Origin of the sequence: Methylocystis sp. B8, assembly GCF_005771425.1 — a bacterium.
GTDB lineage: Bacteria > Pseudomonadota > Alphaproteobacteria > Rhizobiales > Beijerinckiaceae > Methylocystis.
The window spans coordinates 251,178-273,923 of the sequence record NZ_VBTZ01000001.1; the positions used below are offsets into that span (position 1 = coordinate 251,178).

20 protein-coding genes and 1 tRNA gene are annotated in these 22,746 nt (G+C 61.5%); 13 read left to right on the forward strand and 8 right to left on the reverse strand.

Going from position 1 to position 22,746, the window contains the following annotated elements:
* The first annotated feature begins 25 nt into the window (after window positions 1-25).
* The 3 genes from FEV16_RS01230 (at window position 26) to FEV16_RS01240 (ending at window position 3,500) form a co-directional block, all read left to right on the forward strand.
* Window positions 26-1,522: a CoA-acylating methylmalonate-semialdehyde dehydrogenase gene (locus FEV16_RS01230; protein WP_138165790.1), complete on the forward strand. Its 1,497-nt coding sequence runs from the start codon at window positions 26-28 to the stop codon at window positions 1,520-1,522.
* Between the two features lie 2 nt (window positions 1,523-1,524).
* Window positions 1,525-2,424, forward strand: a complete 900-nt coding sequence (gene mmsB, locus FEV16_RS01235) for a 3-hydroxyisobutyrate dehydrogenase (RefSeq protein WP_138165791.1) — start codon at window positions 1,525-1,527, stop codon at window positions 2,422-2,424.
* Between the two features lie 68 nt (window positions 2,425-2,492).
* Window positions 2,493-3,500 (forward strand): DUF4331 family protein, encoded by a 1,008-nt coding sequence (locus FEV16_RS01240; protein WP_138165792.1) that lies wholly within the window; start codon window positions 2,493-2,495, stop codon window positions 3,498-3,500.
* Window positions 3,501-3,566: 66 nt separating this feature from the next.
* Here the strand turns inward: FEV16_RS01240 and FEV16_RS01245 are convergent, their stop codons facing one another.
* The 4 genes from FEV16_RS01245 to ppsA all read right to left on the reverse strand — a co-directional run bounded on the left by FEV16_RS01245 (window position 3,567) and on the right by ppsA (window position 8,151).
* Window positions 3,567-4,115: a DUF992 domain-containing protein gene (locus tag FEV16_RS01245; protein WP_246657110.1), complete on the reverse strand. Its 549-nt coding sequence runs from the start codon at window positions 4,113-4,115 to the stop codon at window positions 3,567-3,569.
* Between the two features lie 405 nt (window positions 4,116-4,520).
* Window positions 4,521-4,676: a DUF3309 family protein gene (locus FEV16_RS01250; RefSeq protein WP_138165793.1), complete on the reverse strand. Its 156-nt coding sequence runs from the start codon at window positions 4,674-4,676 to the stop codon at window positions 4,521-4,523.
* A gap of 228 nt (window positions 4,677-4,904) precedes the next feature.
* A complete protein-coding gene (locus FEV16_RS01255) occupies window positions 4,905-5,399 on the reverse strand; it encodes a cupin domain-containing protein (RefSeq protein ID WP_138165794.1) in 495 nt (164 codons plus the stop codon).
* 268 nt (window positions 5,400-5,667) lie between these two features.
* The gene (gene ppsA, locus FEV16_RS01260; protein WP_246657111.1) at window positions 5,668-8,151 is read right to left on the reverse strand and encodes a phosphoenolpyruvate synthase; all 2,484 of its coding nucleotides are present in this window, start codon (window positions 8,149-8,151) and stop codon (window positions 5,668-5,670) included.
* 310 nt (window positions 8,152-8,461) lie between these two features.
* On the opposite strand from ppsA, the gene FEV16_RS01265 reads away from it, so the two are divergent.
* The 4 genes from FEV16_RS01265 (at window position 8,462) to FEV16_RS01280 (ending at window position 10,685) form a co-directional block, all read left to right on the forward strand.
* Entirely contained in the window at window positions 8,462-8,983 is a 522-nt protein-coding gene (locus FEV16_RS01265; protein ID WP_138165795.1) for an ABC transporter permease, read from the forward strand.
* A 168-nt stretch (window positions 8,984-9,151) separates the two neighbouring features.
* Window positions 9,152-9,580: a universal stress protein gene (locus tag FEV16_RS01270; RefSeq protein WP_138165796.1), complete on the forward strand. Its 429-nt coding sequence runs from the start codon at window positions 9,152-9,154 to the stop codon at window positions 9,578-9,580.
* Window positions 9,581-9,621: 41 nt separating this feature from the next.
* Window positions 9,622-9,963 (forward strand): cytochrome c, encoded by a 342-nt coding sequence (locus tag FEV16_RS01275; RefSeq protein ID WP_138165797.1) that lies wholly within the window; start codon window positions 9,622-9,624, stop codon window positions 9,961-9,963.
* A 263-nt stretch (window positions 9,964-10,226) separates the two neighbouring features.
* Entirely contained in the window at window positions 10,227-10,685 is a 459-nt protein-coding gene (locus FEV16_RS01280) for a phosphate-starvation-inducible PsiE family protein (RefSeq protein ID WP_138165798.1), read from the forward strand.
* Between the two features lie 18 nt (window positions 10,686-10,703).
* Here the strand turns inward: FEV16_RS01280 and FEV16_RS01285 are convergent, their stop codons facing one another.
* On the reverse strand, window positions 10,704-10,925 hold the full coding sequence (locus FEV16_RS01285; RefSeq protein WP_246657112.1) for a hypothetical protein: 222 nt from the start codon (window positions 10,923-10,925) through the stop codon (window positions 10,704-10,706).
* A 214-nt stretch (window positions 10,926-11,139) separates the two neighbouring features.
* Here FEV16_RS01285 and scpA point away from each other — a divergent pair, with 214 nt between their 5' ends.
* Both scpA and FEV16_RS01295 read left to right on the forward strand, forming a co-directional pair.
* Window positions 11,140-13,302, forward strand: coding sequence for a methylmalonyl-CoA mutase (gene scpA, locus FEV16_RS01290; protein ID WP_138165800.1), 2,163 nt, complete (start codon window positions 11,140-11,142; stop codon window positions 13,300-13,302).
* Window positions 13,303-13,454: 152 nt separating this feature from the next.
* On the forward strand, window positions 13,455-13,646 hold the full coding sequence (locus tag FEV16_RS01295) for a DUF6494 family protein (protein WP_138165801.1): 192 nt from the start codon (window positions 13,455-13,457) through the stop codon (window positions 13,644-13,646).
* A 5-nt stretch (window positions 13,647-13,651) separates the two neighbouring features.
* On the opposite strand, the gene FEV16_RS01300 is transcribed toward FEV16_RS01295, so the two are convergent.
* Window positions 13,652-14,938, reverse strand: a complete 1,287-nt coding sequence (locus FEV16_RS01300) for a DUF2254 domain-containing protein (RefSeq protein WP_138165802.1) — start codon at window positions 14,936-14,938, stop codon at window positions 13,652-13,654.
* A 111-nt stretch (window positions 14,939-15,049) separates the two neighbouring features.
* Window positions 15,050-15,126, reverse strand: a tRNA-Asp gene (locus tag FEV16_RS01305).
* Window positions 15,127-15,330: 204 nt separating this feature from the next.
* Here FEV16_RS01305 and FEV16_RS01310 point away from each other — a divergent pair.
* The 4 genes from FEV16_RS01310 (at window position 15,331) to FEV16_RS01325 (ending at window position 20,777) form a co-directional block, all read left to right on the forward strand.
* Window positions 15,331-15,600: a succinate dehydrogenase assembly factor 2 gene (locus tag FEV16_RS01310; RefSeq protein WP_246657113.1), complete on the forward strand. Its 270-nt coding sequence runs from the start codon at window positions 15,331-15,333 to the stop codon at window positions 15,598-15,600.
* Window positions 15,597-19,133, forward strand: coding sequence for a transcription-repair coupling factor (gene mfd / locus FEV16_RS01315; RefSeq protein WP_138165803.1), 3,537 nt, complete (start codon window positions 15,597-15,599; stop codon window positions 19,131-19,133). Before FEV16_RS01310 ends, mfd begins: the two co-directional genes overlap by 4 nt.
* A 191-nt stretch (window positions 19,134-19,324) precedes the next feature.
* A complete protein-coding gene (locus tag FEV16_RS01320) occupies window positions 19,325-19,555 on the forward strand; it encodes a hypothetical protein (protein WP_138165804.1) in 231 nt (76 codons plus the stop codon).
* A gap of 277 nt (window positions 19,556-19,832) precedes the next feature.
* Entirely contained in the window at window positions 19,833-20,777 is a 945-nt protein-coding gene (locus FEV16_RS01325) for a Spy/CpxP family protein refolding chaperone (RefSeq protein WP_138165805.1), read from the forward strand.
* Window positions 20,778-20,843: 66 nt separating this feature from the next.
* On the opposite strand, the gene FEV16_RS01330 is transcribed toward FEV16_RS01325, so the two are convergent.
* Window positions 20,844-22,496: a multicopper oxidase family protein gene (locus FEV16_RS01330; protein WP_138165806.1), complete on the reverse strand. Its 1,653-nt coding sequence runs from the start codon at window positions 22,494-22,496 to the stop codon at window positions 20,844-20,846.
* Window positions 22,497-22,746 lie beyond the last annotated feature (250 nt).

Genomic DNA, 22,746 nt, shown 5'->3' on the forward strand with positions numbered 1-22,746 from the left:
GCGGACGCGCCTTAGATGAGCGAACATGGAAGAGCTTTGGCATTTTATCGGCGGACGTCGCGTTAAGGGAAAGTCCGGCCGTTTCAGCGACGCCTATGAGCCGATGACGGGAGCGACGATCTCGCGCGTGCCGCTCGCCGGCCGCGAAGAGGTCCGCGAGGCGGTCGACGACGCCGCTGCGGCGCAACGAGAATGGGCGGCGATCAATCCGCAACGCAGGGCCCGCGTGCTGATGAAATTCGTCGATCTCGTCGCGCGCGAGAAGGAGAGGCTTGCGGCGATTCTGGCGCGCGAGCACGGCAAAACGATCGCAGATGCGCAGGGCGAAATTCAGCGGGGCGTTGAGGTCGTCGAATTTTGCATCGGCGTTCCGCATTTGATGAAGGGCGAGTTCACCGACTCGGCGGCCGCTGGCCTCGACGTTTATTCGATGCGCCAGCCGCTCGGCGTCGTCGCCGGCGTCACGCCTTTCAATTTTCCAGTGATGATTCCGATGTGGAAATTCGCGCCCGCGATCGCTTGCGGCAACGCCTTCATTCTGAAGCCCTCCGAGCGAAACCCCGGCGCGCCCCTGTTTCTTGCCGAACTGATGCTCGAAGCCGGCCTGCCGGCGGGCGTGCTTAACGTCGTCAATGGCGACAAGGAGGCGGTCGATGCGCTGCTCGAGGAGCCTCGCGTCAAGGCCATCGGCTTTGTCGGGTCCACGCCCGTCGCCGAATATGTCTATGCGCATGGGGCCGCCCACGGAAAACGCGTGCAATGTTTCGGCGGCGCAAAGAATCACATGGTGATCATGCCCGACGCCGACATGGATCAGGCGGTCGATGCTCTGGTCGGCGCAGCCTATGGGTCAGGCGGCGAACGATGCATGGCGATCTCGGTCGCCGTGCCGGTCGGGGAAGAAACGGCTGACGCGCTGGTCGCTCGGCTCGAACCGCGGGTCGAAAATCTGCGCGTCGGCCCTTCGATCGATCCGTCAGCCGATTTCGGCCCGCTGATCTCGCGCGCGCATCTGGAGCGAGTCAAAGACTATGTCGCGCTCGGCGTACAGGAGGGCGCGAGATTGCGGGTCGATGGCCGCGGCTTCAAAATGCAAGGCTATGAGGACGGTTTTTACATGGGGGGCTGCCTATTCGACGAGGTGCGGCCGGAGATGCGGATCTACAAGGAGGAAATTTTCGGTCCGGTACTGTCTGTCGTGCGCGCGCGCGGCTTCGACGAGGCGCTGTCGCTTGCGAATGATCACGAATATGGCAATGGCGTCGCCATCTTTACGCGCGACGGCGATGCCGCGCGCGAATTCGCCTCCCGCGTCGAAGTTGGCATGGTCGGCGTCAATGTGCCGATCCCGACGCCTTTGGCCTATTACACCTTCGGCGGTTGGAAGCGATCGATGTTCGGCGACCTCAATCAGCACGGACCGGACGCCATCCGCTTCTATACAAAGACGAAGATCGTCGCGTCGCGATGGCCCGGGGGCGTCAGGACGGGCGCGAGTTTCGTCATGCCGACCTTGTCGTAGCCATGGCGCGAGTAGCTTTCATCGGTCTCGGCAACATGGGCCGTCCGATGGCGGCGGCGCTGGCGCGCGCCGGCGTCAAGACACGTGGATTCGACCTTAACGTGTCGCTTATCGAAGCCGCCGCCAAGGAAGGCGTCGTCGCCGCGAGTTCCCTGCGCGATGCGGTCGACGGGGCCGACGTCGCCATCACCATGCTGCAGAGCGGCGATCAGACGCTTGCCGTCTGGCGGGAAATCGCTCCCCAGTCGCGCGGCAAGCTCCTTATCGACTGCTCAACGATCGACGTTGAAAGCGCGCGCGCCGCGCATCGCCTCGCGGCGGAGTGCGGCGCGCCCTCAGTCGACGCGCCCGTATCCGGCGGCGTCGCCGGCGCAAAAGCTGCGACGCTGACGTTCATGTGCGGCGGCGAAGCGGGGGCGTTCATGGCGGCGAAGCCGATCCTCGAATATATGGGCGCGCATATGCTTCATTGCGGCGGCGCCGGCATGGGGCAGGCGGCGAAAATCTGCAACAATCTCATGCTCGGCGTCACCATGATCGCGACGGCGGAAGCCTTCGTTCTCGCCGAAAGGCTCGGACTTTCGCATCGGGCGCTGTTTGACGCGGCGTCGATTTCTTCGGGCCAGTCCTGGTCGCTCACGACCTATTGCCCCGTGCCTGAGATGACGCCGGCGTCACCCGCGAACAATGATTACATGCCTGGCTTCATGACCGCCCTGATGCTGAAGGATTTAAGACTTGCGCAAGAAGCCGCCGCGCACGCTGGCGCTGCTTCTCCGCTCGGGGCCGCTGCGACGCAGCTCTATGCGCTGCATAACGCGGCAGGCCAGGGCGGCGCCGATTTTTCCAGCATCATCAGACTCATTCGCGGCAATCTTGATGATGAAACAAAGCCGACGTAGCTTGCGCGCGGACCCGTCGCAAAAAGATCAGTCGGACATTTCTCCCACGTATTAAAGGAGGCGACAACATGTCAAACCATTTCACTGGTCTCAGTCTCGGTCCGCCGCTCGGCGATCAAAGGTTGGACCTTTGCGATCTCTATGCCTTCCAGTCGCCAAGCGATCTCTCTCGGACGGCGATCATTCTCAACGCCAATCCCAACTGCGATGAGTTTCATCCTGAGGCCATCTACCGGCTCAACATCGATAATGACGGCGATTGCCTGACGGATATTGCGATCACTTACGTGTTCGCGCCCAAGCAAAACGGCGGGCAGACTTATGACGTCTATTTGGCGCGCGGCGCAGAATCGCGCTCGCCCGAACCCGTTGGCGAGAAGATCGTCTCCGGCGCAGAAGTTTCCTTTGGCCCAAAGCCGAATATCGTGCGAGCGGGCGATTTAACTTTCTTTACAGGCGTTCGCAGCGACGCGTTCTTTTTCGACTACGACGGCATTCTGGCCTTGTACGACACGTCCGGCGGCAGAAATTTCACGGCGCCGCATCTCGGCGGCAAGTCTCCCTGGACGGGCAAGGATTCGAACACCGAAGCAAATATTCTTTCGACGGTCGTCGAGATGCCGACAAGCGCTCTTGGCGGCAATCCAGGCGTGAGAATCTGGGGGCGCTGCAGCGTGCGCCGCGACGGCAAACTTATTCACGCCGATCGCGCCGGTCACCCGTCAGTCAGCAGCTTCTTCAACACCGACGAAACGAAGGAAGAATATAACGCCAGCGAACCGGTGAACGACCGTAAACGCTGGCTCGAACAGTTCATCCATCTGATGGGCCATACGGGCGACTACACGAGGGATGAGGCGATTGCCGCGATCGACGAGCACGGCATCTTGCCGGATATGCTGAACTTCGATCCCACAAAGCCTGCGGGCTATCCCAATGGCCGCACGTTTACTGACGACGTCATCAATTTCCGACTGTCATTTCTTTCAAAGGGCGACATCCCGCCTGACGGGTTGAAGCCGCATACCGACACTTTGAAAGAATTTCCCTACATTGGAACGCCGCATCAAAAATAAATCGAGCCACAAAAAAACGGGCGCGCTGCCAGCGCGCCCGTTTTAGCGTTGTCACGCAGCGGCAGGTTACCGATGCGCGCGGACCTTCTTCGGCTTAGCGGGCGGCGCGGGCGGCGGCGGGGGCGGCGTCACCGGCATATATTGCAAGCTGACGTTGCCGATGCCGGCGGAAACATTCAGCCCAGTGCCGAGCGAGACGGAAACAGGCTGCAGGGAGATGGTCTTGTTCGACCCGCCGACAAGGACCGCGGCGCCAGCGCCGGCGCCGACTGCGGCTGATCCCTCCGCGCCAATATAGTCGCCCGCCAGAGCGCCGGGCTGGATGCTATTCGTGGCCGCGAGAACCGTCCAAATCATCTGACCCGGACCGCTGATGCCAATATTGGCGCCGACATTGGTCAGTCTGCCGATGTAATGCTGCGGCGGGTTGCGCTGAGCGTCCACGTAAACGCAGTCGAGCGCCTGGTTTTCAACGAGGATCATGCCGACTCCGCCGGAGACATGGCAGAGGAGCGTGCCGACTTGCACCGATTGAGCCTTGGCGACGCTGGGCGCGAGTGCGATGGCGAAGGACATCGCGCAAAACGCGCGTCCGAGCGAAAAACGAGACATCATTGAACTCCATTGATGGTTGCGGGATTTTACCGCGCGGGCGGAACTCTAAAGGCGAAAGGTCCAAAAAGTAACCCTGCGGGGAAGTCATTGAGCGGTCAGCGGAATATTTGCGCACAGCTGATTCGCGCCGGAGCAATCGAAAGGGAGGAACGCGCCTTCGTGCGCCTGGCGCTAATGCGCCGGCGTAAATGTCTGAGCGCCCAACTGAGCGCGTCGTAACAATAAGGCGAGGGGAATGATGATCGCAGCGACGAGCGTCAGCGCGTAAAACACGTCGATATAGGCTAGATGCGAGGCTCGGGATGAACGTCTCTGCGCTCAAATGGCGCTGTCCTCGTCTCGGTCATCCACCACTCCGCGCGCCGAGAACATATTTGGCGCGCCGACGAGCCGGGTCCGCGGGCGTTATAGCCTGCCGATCAGAGCCATGACGACGACGATGGCGAGCAGGGCCCCGAGGAGGCCGCCGGGGCCATATCCCCATTCGGAACTATAAGGCCATGTCGGGAGGGTGCCGATGAGCAACAACAGCAGGACGATGATAAGGACAGTCGAGAGCATGGATGAACTCCTTGGCCGCCGCACGCTTTTCGCGACCTTCAAGCGCAACTCTCACGCTGAAATAATGTTCCTCGCGGCCTTCCCGGCGATCGGAACGGCGCTGCTTGCCTTCATCCTCCTCGCGCCTACGTTGCTTCGAGAGGCGATCGCTCTTCAAGCGGAAGCCGCACATGAACGGCTCGCGACCTCGGATGTAAAGGCGCGAGCCGTTTTCTCGGATCGATCATCTTACGGCTTAGGCGTGCCCATTGGCGCGATATTGAGACGAGGGTCGTCCTTGGGATCGTAGTAATCGATCTTCCAGGGGCCTGTCGCATTGATCTGAAGAACTGAGTCCTCGTCGACAAACACATAATGCAAGACGCCCGCAGGCATCGAGACGAAGCTGCCGGCAGGAAGTTTCTCGACGCTTGCCCGGTCGGCTGTTTGTCCTCTGCCGAAGCTGAAGGCGCCTGAGATGATGGTGACGAGCTCCGCCTTGGGATGCGTATGCGGCGCAACGCGATAGCCCTTTGGCGCCTTGATGCGAACGACGAAATCGCCTTCTTGGGTCGGATCTCCATAGAGCACCGCCATCTCAGCGCCACCCGGCAGGGAGGTAGGCGCGGGCTCCCACTTGATGTCGCCCGGAAGAAATACGCGATGCGCATCGACTCCTCCGCCTCGGGCCATTCCGCCAAAGGCCAGAAGGCCAGCGACGACGATCGCCAGTTTTGGTTTCATGCTTGTCTCCCGTCGCATTTATCTTCTCGAGCGGCGCCGGAGCCATCGGAGCCGTCCTCAGGGCGAGAAATATAGGGCGCGAGGGAATGCGCTCATCCCATCGAGCTAGAAAAACAGCCGAATTAAGCGCTGCTTTAGCCCTGCCAGAAGATCGCAACGACGATGATACGCTGACCCGCAAGGCCGGCTTTGCCTTGGGCGACGCGCTCTAACGGCGCCAAGCGCGTATGGCGATTTGCATGAATTCAAGGACGCGCTTGCTGGCCGATCAGTCTGTCTTCCTCGGCTCTCGGCCGAGCTGCTTCTCCATGTCGACGATGCGTCTTGTCGTCTGCAAAACCGTATCGGGGTTGAGGCTGATCGAGTCGATTCCTAAGCGTACAAGAAACTCGGCGATTTCAGGATAATCCGAGGGCGCCTGACCGCAGATCCCGCAGTGACGTCCATTGCGCCTGGCGCCTTCGATCGCCAAACGGATGATCTCCTTGACGCCCTCGTCACGTTCGTCGAAGTCGAAGGCGACAATTTCCGAGTCGCGGTCGACGCCAAGCGTCAGTTGCGTCAGATCGTTCGAGCCAATCGAAAACCCATCGAAATGTTTGGAGAACTGATCGACCAACATGACGTTGTTTGGAATTTCGCACATCACATAGATTTCGAGCCCGTTCTTGCCGCGTTCGAGACCAAGCTCGCGCATGAGTGAGACGACTTTCTCCGCTTCTTCGATGCGCCGGCAGAAAGGAATCATCAGCTTGACGTTCGTCAAGCCCATGTCCTCGCGCACGCGTTTCATCGCAGCGCATTCAAGAGCGAAGCCCTCTCGATAGGCAGGGTGCGCATAGCGCGAGGCGCCGCGAAAGCCAATCATCGGATTGGCTTCTTTGAGTTCGAAAACCTCGCCGCCGAGCAATGACGCATATTCGTTACTCTTGAAGTCAGACATGCGCACGACGACAGGCTTAGGGTAAAACGCCGCGGCGATTGTGCCGACTCCTTCGGATAGCCGCTGCACGAAGAACGCGCCGGGGCTCTCATAATTGGCGGTCAGTCTGGTAATCTCGGCGCGTTCGCGCGCTTCCAACCGCTCGGGGTGAACGAGCGCCATCGGATGCGCTTTGATCGAATCTGCGATGATGAACTCCATGCGCGCGAGACCGACGCCGTCGCTGGGCAAAGCGGCGAGACTGAAAGCGCTGTCCGGATTGCCCACATTCATCATCACGTGAGTGGCGGGTTTCGCCAAAGTCGAAAGATCGACTTTCGCAATGTCAAACGTGATCTCGCCTTCATAGACCTTTCCGACGTCGCCCTCGGCGCAACTCACCGCGATCATGTCGCCGGTGCGAATGAGGCGCGTCGCCGTGTCCGTGCCGACAATTGCGGGAATGCCGAGCTCGCGCGCGACGATCGCCGCGTGACACGTACGACCGCCGCGATTCGTCACGATGGCCGCCGCCGATTTCATCACCGTGCCCCAATCAGGGGATGTCGTGTCGGCGACAAGGATCTCGCCTGGAACGAATGTCGAAAGCTCGCTCGCGCTCTCAATCACGCGCGCCTTGCCGCTGGCGATCTTTGCCCCGACCGAGCGTCCTTCGACGATGATCCTGCCGTGTTGCGTGACCCGGCAAATTTCGGCGACGTTCCGGTCGCGGCGAGACGCGACGGTTTCAGGCCGCGCCTGGACGATATAAAGCCGCCCGTCGACGCCGTCCTTGGCCCACTCAATATCCATCGGGCGGCGCTCGCCGGCCTTCGCGCTATAGTGCTCCTCGATCGACATCGCCTGTCCGGCGAGCGTCAGCGCCTCTTCGTCCGATATGCAGAATTTCTCTCTTTCCTTGGCGTCGGTCGGAACGTTGCGCGTTGTCGCGCGCCCCCGATCTGAAAAGATCATTCTGATCTTTTTTGGACCCAGCGCGCGCTTCAGAACGGCGCGCTTGCCCAGCCGGTAAGTCGGTTTGAAGACGTAAAATTCGTCGGGATCGACAGCGCCCTGCACGACGTTTTCACCAAGGCCGTAGGCGCCGGTGATGAACACGACATCTTCGAATCCGCTCTCGGTATCGATCGTGAAGACGACGCCAGACGCCGCCAAATCCGAGCGCACCATTTTCATCACGCCGACGGAGTTGAAAACCTTGAAGTGGTCGAAGCCGTTGTCGATGCGATAGCGAATGGCGCGGTCTGTGAATAGGCTCGCGAAACAATGGCGGATGGCGTCCAGTACTGCCGCGGCGCCGTGAACGTTGAGATAGGTGTCGTGTTGCCCGGCGAAGCTCGCGCTGGGCAAATCCTCGGCCGTCGCCGAAGAGCGCACGGCGACCGTTAAATCGGCGCCGTATTCGTCGGTGAGGCCGGCCAAGGCGGTGCGAATTTCCGCTTCGAGATCGGGCGGCGTCTGTGCGCTGTAGACAATTTCACGCGCCCGCGCCGCTCGTCTTGCGAGATCGTCGACGTCCGCCGGATTCAAGCCGTCGAGCGCCTTCCGAAGATCGGTCCAGGCGCCTTCGTGGTCGAGCGTGTAGCGATAGGCCTCGGCGGTGACGGCGAACCCGTTGGGCACAAGAATGCCTTTGGCCGTCAGCTCCCTATACATTTCGCCAAGAGAGGCATTTTTGCCGCCGACAAGCGGCACATCGGCGATGCCGACCTCGCTAAAGAAGCGAATAAACCGCTCTCCAGCCCGCGGCTGCAGTTCTGCGTCACGCCCAATCGCGGATTTGTCGGCGTCTGTGGAGATTTCGACCATGAGGAGCTTCTCTGGAGAGAGTTTTCGAGCGCGGTCCTCGCGCTCCTTCGCGTCATAATTGATGCAATTTCATGACGCCTTTGCATAGTCGCGCCAAATTTTTGAAGCGGACGGCAAATTTTCGCATAGCCATTCCTGTCGGCTAAGCCAGCGCTAGCGCATGCGATTCAGTTAAAAGAACGTTTACGGGAGAAGCCTGCAGGACAAAAATTTGGCGCGAAGGTCGACTTTTGGCCGGATTTTGGGCGACAATAGAGAGGTGAGAGTGCGGCTGTACAAACCGACCCACGCGACGGCCGGAGTTAAAGTTATGGATTCGGTGGATCTTGATCAGGTGATGGACGAAATAATCCCAAGGGGGGACACCAGACCGCCGGCGCCGCCGGCTGCGAACTTTCCGGCTCGTCAGCGTGCGCGCGGCGGCGATGACGCCATGGCGGCGTTGGACCTCGTGTCTCAGGCCGCCGCGGCGATCAAGGAACTCGAAAAGCAGTCCGCTCAAGCGGTGGCGCGGGCGCATGGCGCCGCCAATGCGGTGAGAGAGAAGCTGGAGCGCGCGGAAGATCGCGGCGACCGCGCAGAGGCGGCGCTACGCAAGTCGGAGGCCGAAGCCGCCGATCTGACCGCCGCCCTCATACAAACGCGAAAAGATCTCGATGCGCTGCAGTCGCGGCTTGCGGCGAAGCACGCCGATCTTGTGGCGATGGAGCAGCGGGCCATAGTGGCGGAGAAGCGCGCCACTGAGGCGGACGCCGCCGTCCAAAGGATCGTCGACGCCATTCGGACGCAGCTTCCGGTCAAGCCCGGCGAGCAGGGCAAGCCGATAGCCTGACAGAAACCGCTGGCCGCAAGGTTCATCGCGCCCGTGGCGCCGCCTCGTGCGGCGCCACTGCTTTTTTGCGGAGAACCGTGATGAGCGTTAGCTAGCGCGCAGCGCCAATCCGAGCGATCATGCCGCCCTTAAAAGGTGAGTCGCGGCGGAGCGCGTCGGGAGGCGGGGATGTATAAGAAAATTCTGGTGGCCGTTGATATCAGCGAGGCTGACGTCACGCAGCTCGCGCTCGACGCCGCTGTCGCGCTCGCAAAAGTGGCGCAGGACGCGCAGCTTCGGCTCATCAACGTTCAACCGCTCGTGCCTGTGGCCTTCATTGATTACATCCCGCCGAATTTTGACGAGGAGATGCGCGAGGCGACCGAAAAGGACTTGGCGGGATTGCGCGGCAAAATCTCCTATCCGGCGGAACGCGTCTCCTCGATCGTGCGCTTTGGCGCCGTTTATCCAGAAGTGCTTGCTGAGGCAGAGGAATGGGATGCGGACCTTATCGTCGTCGGTTCGCATCGCCCGACGATGGCCACCTATCTTCTCGGCTCGAACGCCAAAACCATCGTGCGCCACGCCAAATGTTCAGTGCTCGTCGTGCGCAAATAGGGCGCGGTGACACGCGCCGGGCGCGCGGCTAGACTTCGCTCATGCTTCGATTCGCGCCTTTGGCGGTTGCGCCGCTCCTCCTGTTCGCCGCCGGCGTCGTGTATGCGAAGGCGCCCGCCGATGCGCAGTTGCTGAAGCGTGGGCGGGCGATCGCGCAGCAAAATTGCGGCCGCTGCCATGCAGTAAGGGCGAGTGGAGAGAGCGCCAATCCGAAATCGCCGCCGTTCCGTTATCTTGCTCGGAAATATCCGCTGAACAATCTCGAAGAGGCGCTCGCCGAGGGCATCGTCGTCGGCCATGAGGGCGTCGAGATGCCGCAGTTCCAGCTCAGCGCCGCGCAGATCGAAGCGCTGCTCGCCTATCTGAACTCCATCCAAAAGTAGCGTTTGCGGCTGGCGTTGTCGCGTTTCTCGAACGCGGCGAGGCGCGCCTTGGCGCCTCGCGGTCGGTCATCGAGCGGCCTCGGCCGGATTGGCCGCTCGCCCGGCTTGTCGCCTTGCTCCACGCGCGAACTGGGCGCAGCGACTTGGCGGATCGGGCGTTAGGACGTTAGAGACAAAGTCATTTGCGCTCGGCGGGGCCATACGCGATTGTTCGCGCCACCGCATGTGACCCGAGGCGGCCCCACAAACCTTGCAGGCGATCGATGAAAGATTTGGACAGGGAGGACACCTCAGCGGTGCGTCGAATGCTCGATCGGATCGATCCGATCGGCTATCTGCTCACCGAAGGCTTTCATCTTCTCGCGCTCTTCGCCATCGGCGGAGCGACGGTCTGGGCGGCGACGAAAGCGTTTCTCGAAATGACGGCGAGGGGTCACGCGACGATCGAAGATCTGTTGCTGCTCTTCATCTATCTCGAAATCGGCTCCATGGTCGGCATCTATTTCCGCACCAACCACATGCCGGTGCGCTTCCTCCTCTATGTCGGGATCACCGCGCTCACCCGCCACATGATCGGCTATGTGCAGATGGAGTCGGTCCCGGATGTCGGCATATTGATTCTCGCGGGCGCGACGCTCATTCTGTCGCTCGCAGTGCTCACGATCCGCTACGCCTCGGCGCGATTTTTCTCCAGAGCGTCGGACGGAATGGACGCCGAGTGAGTGGGGCGATCGCGCCCGTCAATTTTTCATCTTTGAAAGCGCATCGCGGCAGTCCGGCGAAACTTCGTCTATGTGGGCCTGAAAGCATGCGAGAATGCGACCCCCGCCGGGCATGACGCCGTTGCACAGCTTCGCATAATCCGCCTTGCACCTTTCCTTCACGTCGTTGGGAATCTGGTTTCCGGGCAGGGCCTGCGCGGACGTGACGCCGGCGAAAATGGCGATCAGTAGCAAGCTCATAGAGCGGCGCATCTCAATGTCCTGAGTTGGCGTTCCAGAGGAAGGCGAGAGAGAGCGATTGTGCCTTGCTAGGCGTGATCCGGGCAAGGGCCGGCTCAGCCGAGCAGGCGCTTGGCCGCCTCGCTTCAAATCGTCGCGCTTGTCCTTAGCCGCGCGGCTTTGCGACGCGGACCGCTCTGGTCTAAGAGAAAGCGGCAAAAAGTTTGAGGAAAAAATGTCCGCGATACCGAACTTTGCATCGATTCCCTTCGCGCCCGCCGCGCCCGAGCAGGAGGCAAAGCCCCGCCGCTGGCTGACGCCGGAAGGGATCGAGGTGAAGAACGCCTATGGCCCGCAGGATGTCGCGGGCCTCGCCTTCGTCGACGGCTATCCCGGCGTCGCGCCCTATGTGCGCGGACCCTACCCGACCATGTATGTCGCCCAGCCCTGGACGATCCGCCAATATGCGGGCTTCTCCACCGCCGAGGATTCGAACGCCTTCTACCGCCGCAATCTCGCCGCTGGCCAGAAGGGTCTCTCTGTCGCCTTCGATCTTGCGACCCACCGCGGCTATGACTCTGACCATCCGCGCGTGATGGGCGACGTCGGCATGGCGGGAGTCGCGATCGACTCGATCTACGACATGCGCACGCTCTTCGACGGCATTCCGCTCGATCAGATGTCCGTGTCGATGACGATGAACGGCGCGGTGCTGCCCGTTCTCGCGCTCTTCATAGTGGCGGCGGAAGAGCAGGGCGTGCCGGCTGAAAAGCTGACCGGCACGATCCAAAACGACATCCTCAAAGAATTCATGGTGCGCAACACCTACATCTATCCGCCTGAGCCTTCGATGCGCATCGTGTCGGATATTTTCGCCTATACCTCCAAACATATGCCTAAGTTCAACTCGATCTCGATCTCCGGCTATCACATGCAGGAGGCGGGCGCGTCGGCCGATCTCGAATTGGGCTATACGCTGGCTGACGGCGTCGAATATGTGCGCGCTGGCGTTGCGGCCGGCCTCGATATCGACGCCTTTGCGCCGCGTCTCTCCTTCTTCTTCGCCATCGGCATGAATTTCTTCATGGAGGTGGCGAAGCTGCGCGCGGCGCGCCTGCTCTGGGCGCGGCTGATGAAGGATCTCGGCACCCAGTCCGAAAAGAGCATGACGTTGCGCACGCACTGCCAGACCTCCGGCTGGTCGCTCACCGCGCAGGACGTTTACGTCAACGCCATTCGCACTTGCGTCGAAGCAATGGCGGCGACGCAAGGCCATACGCAATCGCTGCACACCAATGCGCTGGACGAGGCGCTCGCGTTGCCGACCGATTTCTCGGCGCGCATCGCGCGCAATACGCAGATCGTGCTGCAGCAGGAGAGCGGCACGACGCGCATCATCGATCCTTGGGGCGGCTCCTATTATGTCGAGCGCCTGACCGCGGAACTCGCCAAAAAGGCTTGGGCGCATATCGAAGAAATCGAGACGCTTGGGGGTATGGCCAAGGCGATCGCGGCCGGCGTGCCCAAGCAGCGCATCGAAGAGGCGGCCGCGAAGACTCAGGCGCGCATCGACAGCGGAACGCAGGTTGTCGTCGGCGTGAACAAATATCAGCCCGAGAACGACGCAAAGCCGAATGTGCTCAAGGTCGACAACGCCGCCGTACGCGCAGCGCAGCTCGATAAGTTGAAGCGCCTGCGCGCCGAACGCGACGAGATGAAGACGCAGGCGGCGCTAAACGCGCTGACCGATGGCGCCACATCGGGCGCCAATCTTCTCGATCTCGCTGTGAAGGCGGCGCGCGCCAAGGCCAGCGTTGGCGAAATCTCTTTTGCGCTCGAGAAAGTCTTCTCGCGCCATAAGCCGAAGGCGAATGTGATCTCCGGCGTCTATGCGAAGGAAGCCGGCAAGGAGAGCGTCCAGGTCGGCCGCGTCGTGGGCATGACGCGCGATTTCGAGGACAATACCGGCCGCAAGCCGCGTATCCTCGTCGCCAAGATGGGTCAGGACGGCCACGATCGCGGCCAGAAGGTCATTGCTTCGGCCTTCGCCGACATGGGCTTCGACGTGGTCATCGGCGATCTGTTCGCGACGCCAGACGAAGTCGCCAGGAAAGCGGCCGAAGCTGACGTGCATATTGTCGGCGTCTCGACGATGACCGCCGGCCATCTGACTCTAACGCCGGAACTGCGCGATGCGCTAAAGCGCGCCGGTCGCGGCGACATCATGATGGTCGTCGGCGGCGTCATTCCCCCCGATGATTTCCAGGCTCTCTATGATTCTGGCGCCGCCGCGATCTTCCCGCCGGGCACCAATATTCCGCTTGCGGCGGAGAAGTTGCTGCACGAGCTGAATATCCGTCTTGGCTTCGCGCAGCGTGAAGTGGCGAAGGCAAGTTGACTTTCTCGCACTCTCGCGCGTCGTGGCCGGGCTTGTCCCGGCTCTCCACGAGAGGCGCCGCACGGTTCTGGCGTGGATGCCCGCGACAAGCGCGGGCATGACGCCTTCGGGCGTCGCACTATGTATATTGGTTCGGCAAAGGGAGCCGGGCGATGGATGAAGACGTTTTCAATATGGCCATTCGGAAGTTTCTGAAGGAGGTGGGCGTCACCTCACAGCGCGAGATCGAGCGCATCGTGCGCGAGCACAAGGTCGCAGGCGACCGCTTGAAGCTGCGCATGACGCTGACCGCGGAAGGCACGCCGCTCAATCACATTGTCGAGAGCGAGATAGATGTTCGCTGAAAAGGTCAGATCGTCGGCGCCTCGACGAAGCGGGCGCTTTCGGTGATTTCCGTGGCGAGCGCGCGTATCCGCTGCTTTTCCGACTCGAGCGTCAAATTCGCCTCGGCGCGGGCCAGGGCGTCCGCGGACTGTCGGAGAGCGGCCTTGCCGAAGGTGGTTGCGTCGTCGCGCGTCAGACCAAGCAGGATTTTCTGCAACCAGATTTGCACTTCAACCATGGCGGCGCCGTCGCGCGCAATAGGCCGAAAGAAATCCTCGAACATGTCGCTGACGTCGAGCGGCGGCAGATAAATGTTGGGAAAACTCACTTCCGCCGCGCTGCGTGTCTCCCAAAGCGCAAGAAGGCGTGCGCCGCGCGTGAGCACCTCGATCGAAGTGCCAGGATCGTTGATCGCCGGCGAGAGGGTGCGCGAGGCGATTTCGCTCAGCACAATCAGGCCGAAGCGCGGGTCATGTTCGAAGGTCCGACTGTCGCCGATGGAGAAGACGCTTCGCAGCGTCCTCATCAGCTCATTGAGCCGTTCATGGTCAATTCCCGGACAGGCGACGTAACACAAAGGCTTAGTGCGATGCGCGAAGGAGCCAGGGTTGACCTGAATCCATAACGTCGCGCCTATTTTTTCAGCCGCCTCCTGCGCGGCGGCGAGGTCCATATGCAGCACATAGCCGGGCCGCTCGGCATGGATCGGCGTCGCGTTGTCGGGCGGAGGCGTGGTCAGGGGCTTGCACCCGAGATAGGGCGATTCAAGGCGCTCCTCCAGCGCTTTGGCGGTGGCCTTCTCCAGCCGCGGCAGCAGATCGGAAAAGCGGCCAAATTCACGCAGCAGATCGATCCAGCGAATAAAGTTCCAAAACATCAGCGCGATTACGACAAGCGTCACGAAGAACAGCAAGAGCCGTCCGGCGCCGCGGTATATTCCCAATTTGAGCGTGACGATTCCGACAAGGCTGAAGGCGAATGCGCCGAGAAAGGTTGCGATGACCTTTTGCGAGGTCTTCTCCTTGAGCAGAAGTTGCGTTGCGTGCGGAGTCGCGGTCGACGCGGCGCTCGCGATCGCCGCCGCCATGATGCCGAGCGAGAAGGTCGATACCGCCAGCATTGAGGACGCCAGAATGGTCAGCACGCTTTCGAGGGCGTGGGCGCCGAGTTCCCCTTCGATCCAGTTCGGCATATGAGCGCGCAATAGGGAGGCGGCGAAGGCGGTGACGCAGGCGACGAGCGCATAAAGCGTCACCCGCACCCACAATTGCTGGAAGAAATGGGACAGCCGCCAAGACCACTTTCTTTGCATGTCCCTGTCTCTCAGAGCGACGCGTCGAAGCTTAAGACGGGAAATAGCGCGCGCCAGACGCCAAGCCACAGCGCGCCAATCGAGACATGGAGGAAGTGGGTGGGGGAATTCTGGCGAGAGAGACGGGACTTGAACCCGCGACCTCCGGCGTGACAGGCCGGCGCTCTAACCAACTGAGCTACTCCCCCGCGGCGCGCTTGCGAACGCGAGAGGCGCCAGATAGCGCAGGCGCATCTTGAGGTCAAGGAAGTTCGCTTTCCCGGAGCCCTCCGGCGCAGCGCTCAAAAGCCGCTAAGCCGCGGGAGCGCTTGGCCTCAGGCCTCTTTCTCTTACCGTCCTTTGCCTTTCCTGTGCGTCTGCATTAAGCCTCGCGCCATATAGGGAGACGAACGTTGGACGACGACATGCGCAGGCGGCGCATACGGGTGCGCGCCTGGCGGCGAGGCATGCGCGAAATGGATATTCTGATGGGGCGCTTCGTCGATGCGCGCGTCGAGGCGCTTCCTGCGCAGGCGCTCGCGGAACTCGAGAGGCTGCTCGATCTGCCCGACGAAGCGGTCTACCGATGGCTCTCGGGCGCTGAACAGCCGCCGGCGGAGCACGATACGCCGCTTTTGCGCCAAATCATCGCCTTTCATATCCACGACGGGCCGATCCATTGAGCGTGGCCGCCACAAAGCAGAAGAAGGCGGCGGCGGGGCTTGAGGCCGCGCGCGCTGGTCTCGTCAAGGGCGAGAGGCTGATCTTCGCCCATGCGCCGGATGGTTTCGACGCCTTCGTCAGCGCCGACCTTGCGCGCGCGCTGGCGCGCGAGGCTGAAGGACGCGCCGCCGTCTTCGTCCATGTCGCGCGCGACGCCGCGCGTTCAGCGGCGTTCCGCGCCGCTCTCCGCTTCGCCAATCCGGTTGTCGAAATCCTCGATATTCCGGCATGGGACTGCCAGCCCTACGACCGGGTGTCGCCGCACGCGGGCATCGTCGCGCGGCGCATGACCGCGCTTTCGCGCTTAACGCGCGCCAAATCCTCGTTCGAACGGCCACGCGTCGTGACGACCACCGTCGATTGTCTGTTGCAGCGCGTTCCGCCGCATAAGATGGTCGCCGCCGAAAGCTTCGCCGCGGCGCCCGGCAATGTCGTAAAGCTCGATGAATTGGCGCTCTGGCTCGAGGCGAACGGCTATCTGCGCGCGAGCACGGTGCGCGAGACGGGCGAATATGCGCAGCGCGGCGGCATCGTCGATCTCTTCCCGCCGGGGCTGCCGGCGCCGATCCGACTCGATTTCTTCGGCGACACGCTCGAGTCGATCCGCTCCTTCGATCCCGACACGCAACGCGCGACGGGGCAGCTCCGCGCGCTCGACCTGACGCCGATGAGCGAATTACGCTTAACGAGCGAGACGATGCGTCGCTTCCGCCAATCTTATGCTGCGCGCTTCGGCGGCCAGACGCGCGGCGACGCTCTTTATGAGGCGGTGAGCGAAGGCCGGCGCTTTCACGGCATGGAGCATTGGCTGCCGCTCTTCTATGAGCGGATGGATACGCTCTTCGACTATCTTGGCGACGCGCCCATCCTGCTCGACTCCCTTGTCGAGGACGCGGCGACGGAGCGCGTCAAGCAGATCGAGGATTATTACGACGCGCGCAAATATGCGCATGACCTGGACCCTGCAGGCTCAAACTACAAGCCGCTTGAGCCGCGCGAACTCTATCTGTCGCTTGAGGAATGGCGTGCGGCCATAGAGGGGCATGCGGCGGCGCAATTCTCGCCCTTTGCGGCGCATGAGGGCGAAAAGGCGATCGACTGCGGCGGGCGGCCCGGCCGCGATTTTGCGCCGGAGCGCAATACGCCCGACGTCAACGTGTTCCAGGCGGCGGCGGATCACGTCGAGTCGCTGCGCGATGCCGGCAAAAAAGTCGTCGTCGCGGGCTGGTCGGATGGCTCCTGTGAGCGGCTCAGCCATGTGCTTGCCGAACATGGTCTGCCGGATCTTCCGAACGTGGCGTCGTTTCCCCAAGCGCTTTCACACGCCGTTTCCGTCGCCGTGCTCGGAATTGAGCGTGGCTTCGAGACAGATGCTTACGCGGTTTTAGGCGAGCAGGATATCCTCGGCGATCGCTTCGTCCGTCGCCGTCGCCAACGCAAGCCGAATGAAAATCTTCTCGGCGAAGTCGCCGCGCTTTCCGCCGGCGATTTGGTGGTGCATGTCGATCACGGCATCGGCCGTTTCATCGGCTTGGAGACGATCTCCGCCGCGGGCGCGCCGCACGACTGTCTCGAGCTCCACTACGCCGGCGGCGACAAGCTCTATCTACCGGTCGAGAACATCGAGCTCTTAACGCGCTATGGCGGCGAGGACGCCGAAGCGCAGCTCGACCGGTTAGGGGGCGCCGGCTGGCAGTCGCGCAAATCGCGGATGAAGAATCGCATCCGCGAGATGGCGAAAGGGCTCATCGAGATTGCGGCGCAGCGGCAGCTGCGCGAGGCGCCGAAGCTTATTCCGCCGGAAGGGCTCTACGATGAATTCTGCGCGCGCTTTCCTTACGACGAAACCGAGGATCAGCTCGCCGCCATCGACGCGACGCTTGACGATCTCGCCGCCGGCCGTCCGATGGACCGACTCATTTGCGGCGACGTCGGCTTCGGCAAGACTGAGGTCGCGCTGCGCGCCGCTTTCTGCGCCGCGATCAACGGCAAGCAGGTCGCCGTCGTCGCGCCGACGACCTTGCTCGCGCGTCAGCATTACAAGACCTTCAGCGAACGCTTTGCCGGGTTGCCGGTGCGCATCGGACGGCTGTCGCGCATGGTCGGCGCCGCCGAAACGCGTGAAACGAAGAAAGATGTCGCAGACGGCCGCACCGAGATTTTGATCGGCACGCACGCTGTGCTCGGCAAAACCGTAAGCTTTAAGGATCTTGGGCTCGTCATCATCGACGAGGAGCAGCATTTCGGCGTGGGACATAAGGAGCGCCTAAAGGAGCTGCGCGCCGAGGTGCATGTGCTGACCCTCTCGGCCACGCCAATCCCACGCACATTGCAGCTCGCCATGACGGGCGTGCGCGAGCTTTCGATCATCGCCACGCCGCCGATCGACCGGCTCGCGGTGCGCAGTTTCATTTCGCCCTTCGATTCGCTCATCGTGCGCGAAGCCTTGCTGCGCGAGCGGTATCGCGGCGGCCAGGCTTTCTTCGTTTGTCCGCGTATCGAAGACCTCGAAGAGGCGGCGGCCTTCCTGCGCGAAAATGCGCCTGAGTCGAAATTCGTCATCGCGCATGGGCAGATGGGCGCGAGCGAACTCGAAGACAAGATGTCGGCCTTCTATGACGGCAAGTTCGACATTCTGCTATCGACGACAATCGTTGAATCGGGCCTCGACATTCCGCGCGCCAACACGCTCATCGTCTGGCGCGCCGATATGTTTGGCCTCGCGCAGCTCTACCAACTGCGTGGACGCGTCGGGCGCTCCAAACTGCGCGCTTATGCGCTGTTCACGACGCCCGCCAACCGCACGATCACGCCTCAGGCGCAAAAGCGTCTCGAAGTGCTGCAGTCGCTCGATACGCTTGGCGCTGGTTTTCAGCTCGCAAGCCACGATCTCGACATTCGCGGCGCCGGCAATCTTTTGGGCGAAGAGCAGTCGGGACATATCAAGGAGGTCGGCTATGAGCTGTATCAGCAGATGCTCGCTGACGCGATCGCGCTGCTGAAGGCCGGAGTCGAGGAGCCGCAGGAGGAAGCCTGGTCGCCGACGATCGCCATCGGCGCGCCGGTGACGATACCGGAAGACTATGTCTCAGATCTCACGCTGCGCCTGCAGCTCTATCGCCGTCTATCGACTCTCGAGACGGATCAGGACATTGAGTCTTTCGCCGCTGAGATGATTGATCGTTTCGGCCCGATTCCGCCGGAGGTGGAGCAATTGCTCGAGATCGTCGCGATCAAGGCGCTCTGCCGGCGCGCGCATGTCGAGAAAATCGACGCTGGCCCGAAGGGCGTCATCGTCGCCTTCCGCGAAGACAAATTCTCAAATCCCACCGGGCTCGTCCGCTACGTCGCAGAGCAGGGGACAAGCGCCAAGGTGCGCCCCGATATGCGAATTGTTTTCATTCGTGAATTTGACAGCATGAAACAGCGACTCGCGGGGACGCGCCGCATTCTTCGTACGCTGGTCGAAATCGCAGAAAAGAAGGCCGCTTAACGCTGTCGAGTCGCGTTCTCTGCGGTGCGCATTCTTTTCGCTATTGCGAGAAAAATCAGCGGCAAACCGACATGACGATCATTGTAGAATTAACGACATGTAAAAATAGCATTTTATGCGCGTGAACCACGCTTGCCGCCGCCTTTGGAAGAACGGGCGGCGTAAGAACATGCATCATCAGGGAGAGGAACATGGCTTATAAGTTTTTTGCCGTCGTCGCCCTCGCTTCGGCAGCGGCCCTGACTGGTCACGCCTTTGCCGGCGAGCACGCATCGACGGCTGAGTGGAAGTCGCCTCAGGTGGTCGGGCAGCCTGGATACAAGGAAGAGGCGGCCAAACCTCGCGAGGCGGCCGCGCCGCGCCCGATCGGGCAGGATCCTTATGCAGCGCGCAATCCGAACGTGTCGTCGCAGAACAGGTAAACACTAAACCGAGCGATTTTGACTCGTACGGGCCAAAATTACGAGCGGCGGGCGCGTGTCCGCCGCTTTTTGCTGCGCGGAATCCGGATCGAGTCCTGGGTTCACGCGCTTACGTGACGATTCGCCTATCGCCGAGCGGCTTGATTTGTGACAAAGTTGCAGACGTCCAAAGGCGCCTGATGTTCGGTTAGGCGCGCCATAAGCGCGAAACTCCATAATGATTCGTCGCGCCAGCGACGACAGGAGCGATCGCGACAAACTCGCCAGGGAGGGCGCCATGACGACGCGGAAACAAAACTCGCGCGGAAGACTGCTTGCGGCGAGCGCCGCCGCTTTGCTCCTCGCCGCTGGATTCTCTGCGCAGGCGCAACAGAGCGGCGCGGAACATAGCGGCATGGACCACAGCAAAATGGATCATGGCGCCATGGAGCACGGCGGCGCCAACGCGCCAACGCAATGGGCGGACCCCGGCAAGGCGCAATCAGGCGCTGCTGAGTCCGGCAAATCCGAAGACCAGAAAAGCGAGGCGGGCAAGGCGGATGAAGGTCATGCGGGCCATCATGGCGGCACGGGTGGAACGATGGGCGGCATGGGTCATAGTGGCGGCATGGGCGGCATGGACCACGGCGGCGGTCAGAGCGGCGGCATGATGGGCGGCATGGGCGGGATGATGGGCGGCATGTCGGGCATGAGCCACGACGGCAAGGGCGGCGACAGCATGGGCGGCATGTCGCACTCCGGCAGCGGCATGATGAACAAAATGGTCTGCGGCTTCGCCGAACATGTCGATGGGCGCCTCGCCTATCTCAAGGCGGAGTTGAAACTCACTGACGCGCAAACGGGCGCTTGGAACGCATTCGCTGACGCATGGCGCGCAACGGCGCAAAAGGCGAAGCAAAAATGCGACGCCGCCGATATGCGCATGGATCATTCCAAGGCGGAAGTGCTGAATAAGCTCACGATGATGGAAAACCATATGGTCGACCATCTCGAAGTCGTGCGCGCTCAGAAGGCCGCCATTGAGTCGCTCTTTACCATCTTGAGCGATGAGCAGAAGAAGATCGCGAATACGACGCTCACTGGGATCATGAAGGTCGGCAAGTCGATGAGCGACATGATGGGCGGCGGCATGATGGGCGGCATGGGCGGGATGATGGGCGGCATGTCCGGCATGGGCCATGGCGGAGGTCAGAGCGGCGGCATGGGCGGCATGGAGCATTGACTTGCGCAAAAGCACTCCCGGCGGGCGAATCGCCGCCGGGAGTGCGTCGAGATTGGTAGCTTAAGTCTATTCCACCGAGAACTCGCGCATCATGCCTGCGTCCTCATGTTCGAGGTTGTGGCAGTGATACATGAAGCGGCCCTTGAAATCGCCGAAAGGCTTGACGATTCGCACGCGTTCGCCCGGCGCGACGAGCACAGTGTCCTTTAGTCCGCTGTCGATGAAGCCTTCGCGTATCGTGGCGTAAGCGTCCTCGTCGCCTTCGAAGCTGCGCTCGATGATCTCGAACTGCTGGCCGTGCAGATGGATCGGATGGGCCATCGACATCATTCGCATCATCCCCATGCCGCCCATTCGGCCGCGCATCATCCCCCCGCCCATCATTCCCATGCCGCCCATCATTTCCATGCGACCCATGCCCATGCCCATGCCCATGCCCATGCCGCCGTGTTCATGGAAAATGTCGATCAGCTGAGTCGTATCGACGGGAATGCGTTCGCGCGGCTGAATGTCGTCATGACCATAAGGCCGTCCGTTCAGGAACATCGCCATATGCGCCATGGTGATGGCGATTGGAATCGGATCTTCGCGATTGGCGACTTCTTCTCCGCGGATGCGCCTGATCGTCGAGAGTTTCTCCGGGAGCTTCCACAAGTCGCTTGAGGCTTTCATCACCTTTGCCGTAAACAGCGAATATTCTTCGCCCACGGCGAGATCGCTTCTCATCATGCGCTGCGCCATGGGCGGAATCAGACTGTCGAACTCACCGCTCAGCATCGTCAGCTTGGAGCCTTGCGGACGGCCGCTAAAATCGACGAGAAGATCGACGCGCTCGGCGGGCGCGAGCATCACATAAGGGCGCGTCTCAGCCTTCTCCAATAATCCGCCGTCGACGCCGATCACGGTCAACGGCGTGCGGTCATCCCAGCACAGCTTATAGATCCGCACATTCGAGCCGTTGAGAATCCGCAGGCGATAGGGACGGCTGGCGACGTCGACCGTGAAATTGGATCGACCGTTGACGAGCACGCGGTCGCCGTAAAAGCCGAACATGCTCGTATGCATGTCTCCGCCATAGGCGAGCTGATTATCGTCGTCGAATGAGCGATCCTGAATGACGAGCGGGATTTCGAACTCGCCCGAAGGCAGTCTAAGCGCGCGCTCTTCATCATCCTCGACGATGATCCCGCCAACGAGGCCGCGATAGACCTGCGTCGCCGTCTTTTCATGCGTGTGCGGATGATAGAAATACATCCCGGCGCGATTGCGGATTTCAAATTCGTAGACGTAAGTTTCGCCCGGATCGATCGCCGCCGCGGGATGGCCGTCCATCAGCATCGGCACATGCAGGCCGTGCCAATGCGTGATCGTTTCTTCAGGCAATTCGTTTCGAAGCCGAATGCGGACCTTCTGTCCTTTCGAGAAGCGCAACAGCGGGCCGAGATAAGTATCCGGCAGCGCCGTCAGCGCATTCGACGGACCTTTGATCAGATTGCCGGCATAGCGCCACACCCGCGTTGGGCCGCCATTTAAAATCCGCGCTTCATCGCGCTTGCAGATTAGGTCGAGGTCGACGTCCGGATTGAAAGTCTCCGACGCGCGGTTGGGCGCGATCCGGCGCATCGCATGGCCCTGGCCGTAGGCCGTCATCGCACCGACTGTCGCAGCGCCCGCGCCGAGCAAAAGGGCGCGGCGCGACATTGGCGCAAAGCGCTTCATAGATCCTCACTCCCCTCGCGGCGTTCACGCGCCGCTTACATTAGTTACCCCTTATATACGCCTCTCTCTAAGTCTTGTTAACTGCGTCAAAAAGCGTCGTGTTTTTCCGGGGGAGCGTTTTCGCTCAAAGGCGGTTATAAGTTCCCAAGTGGCGCGGCCCGATCACCCACTTACATCGATTATGCAAGCAGCGGCGGCGCTGAAGCGCGGCTTTCCAACGCGATGAACGACAGCAGCGGACAACGCGCCT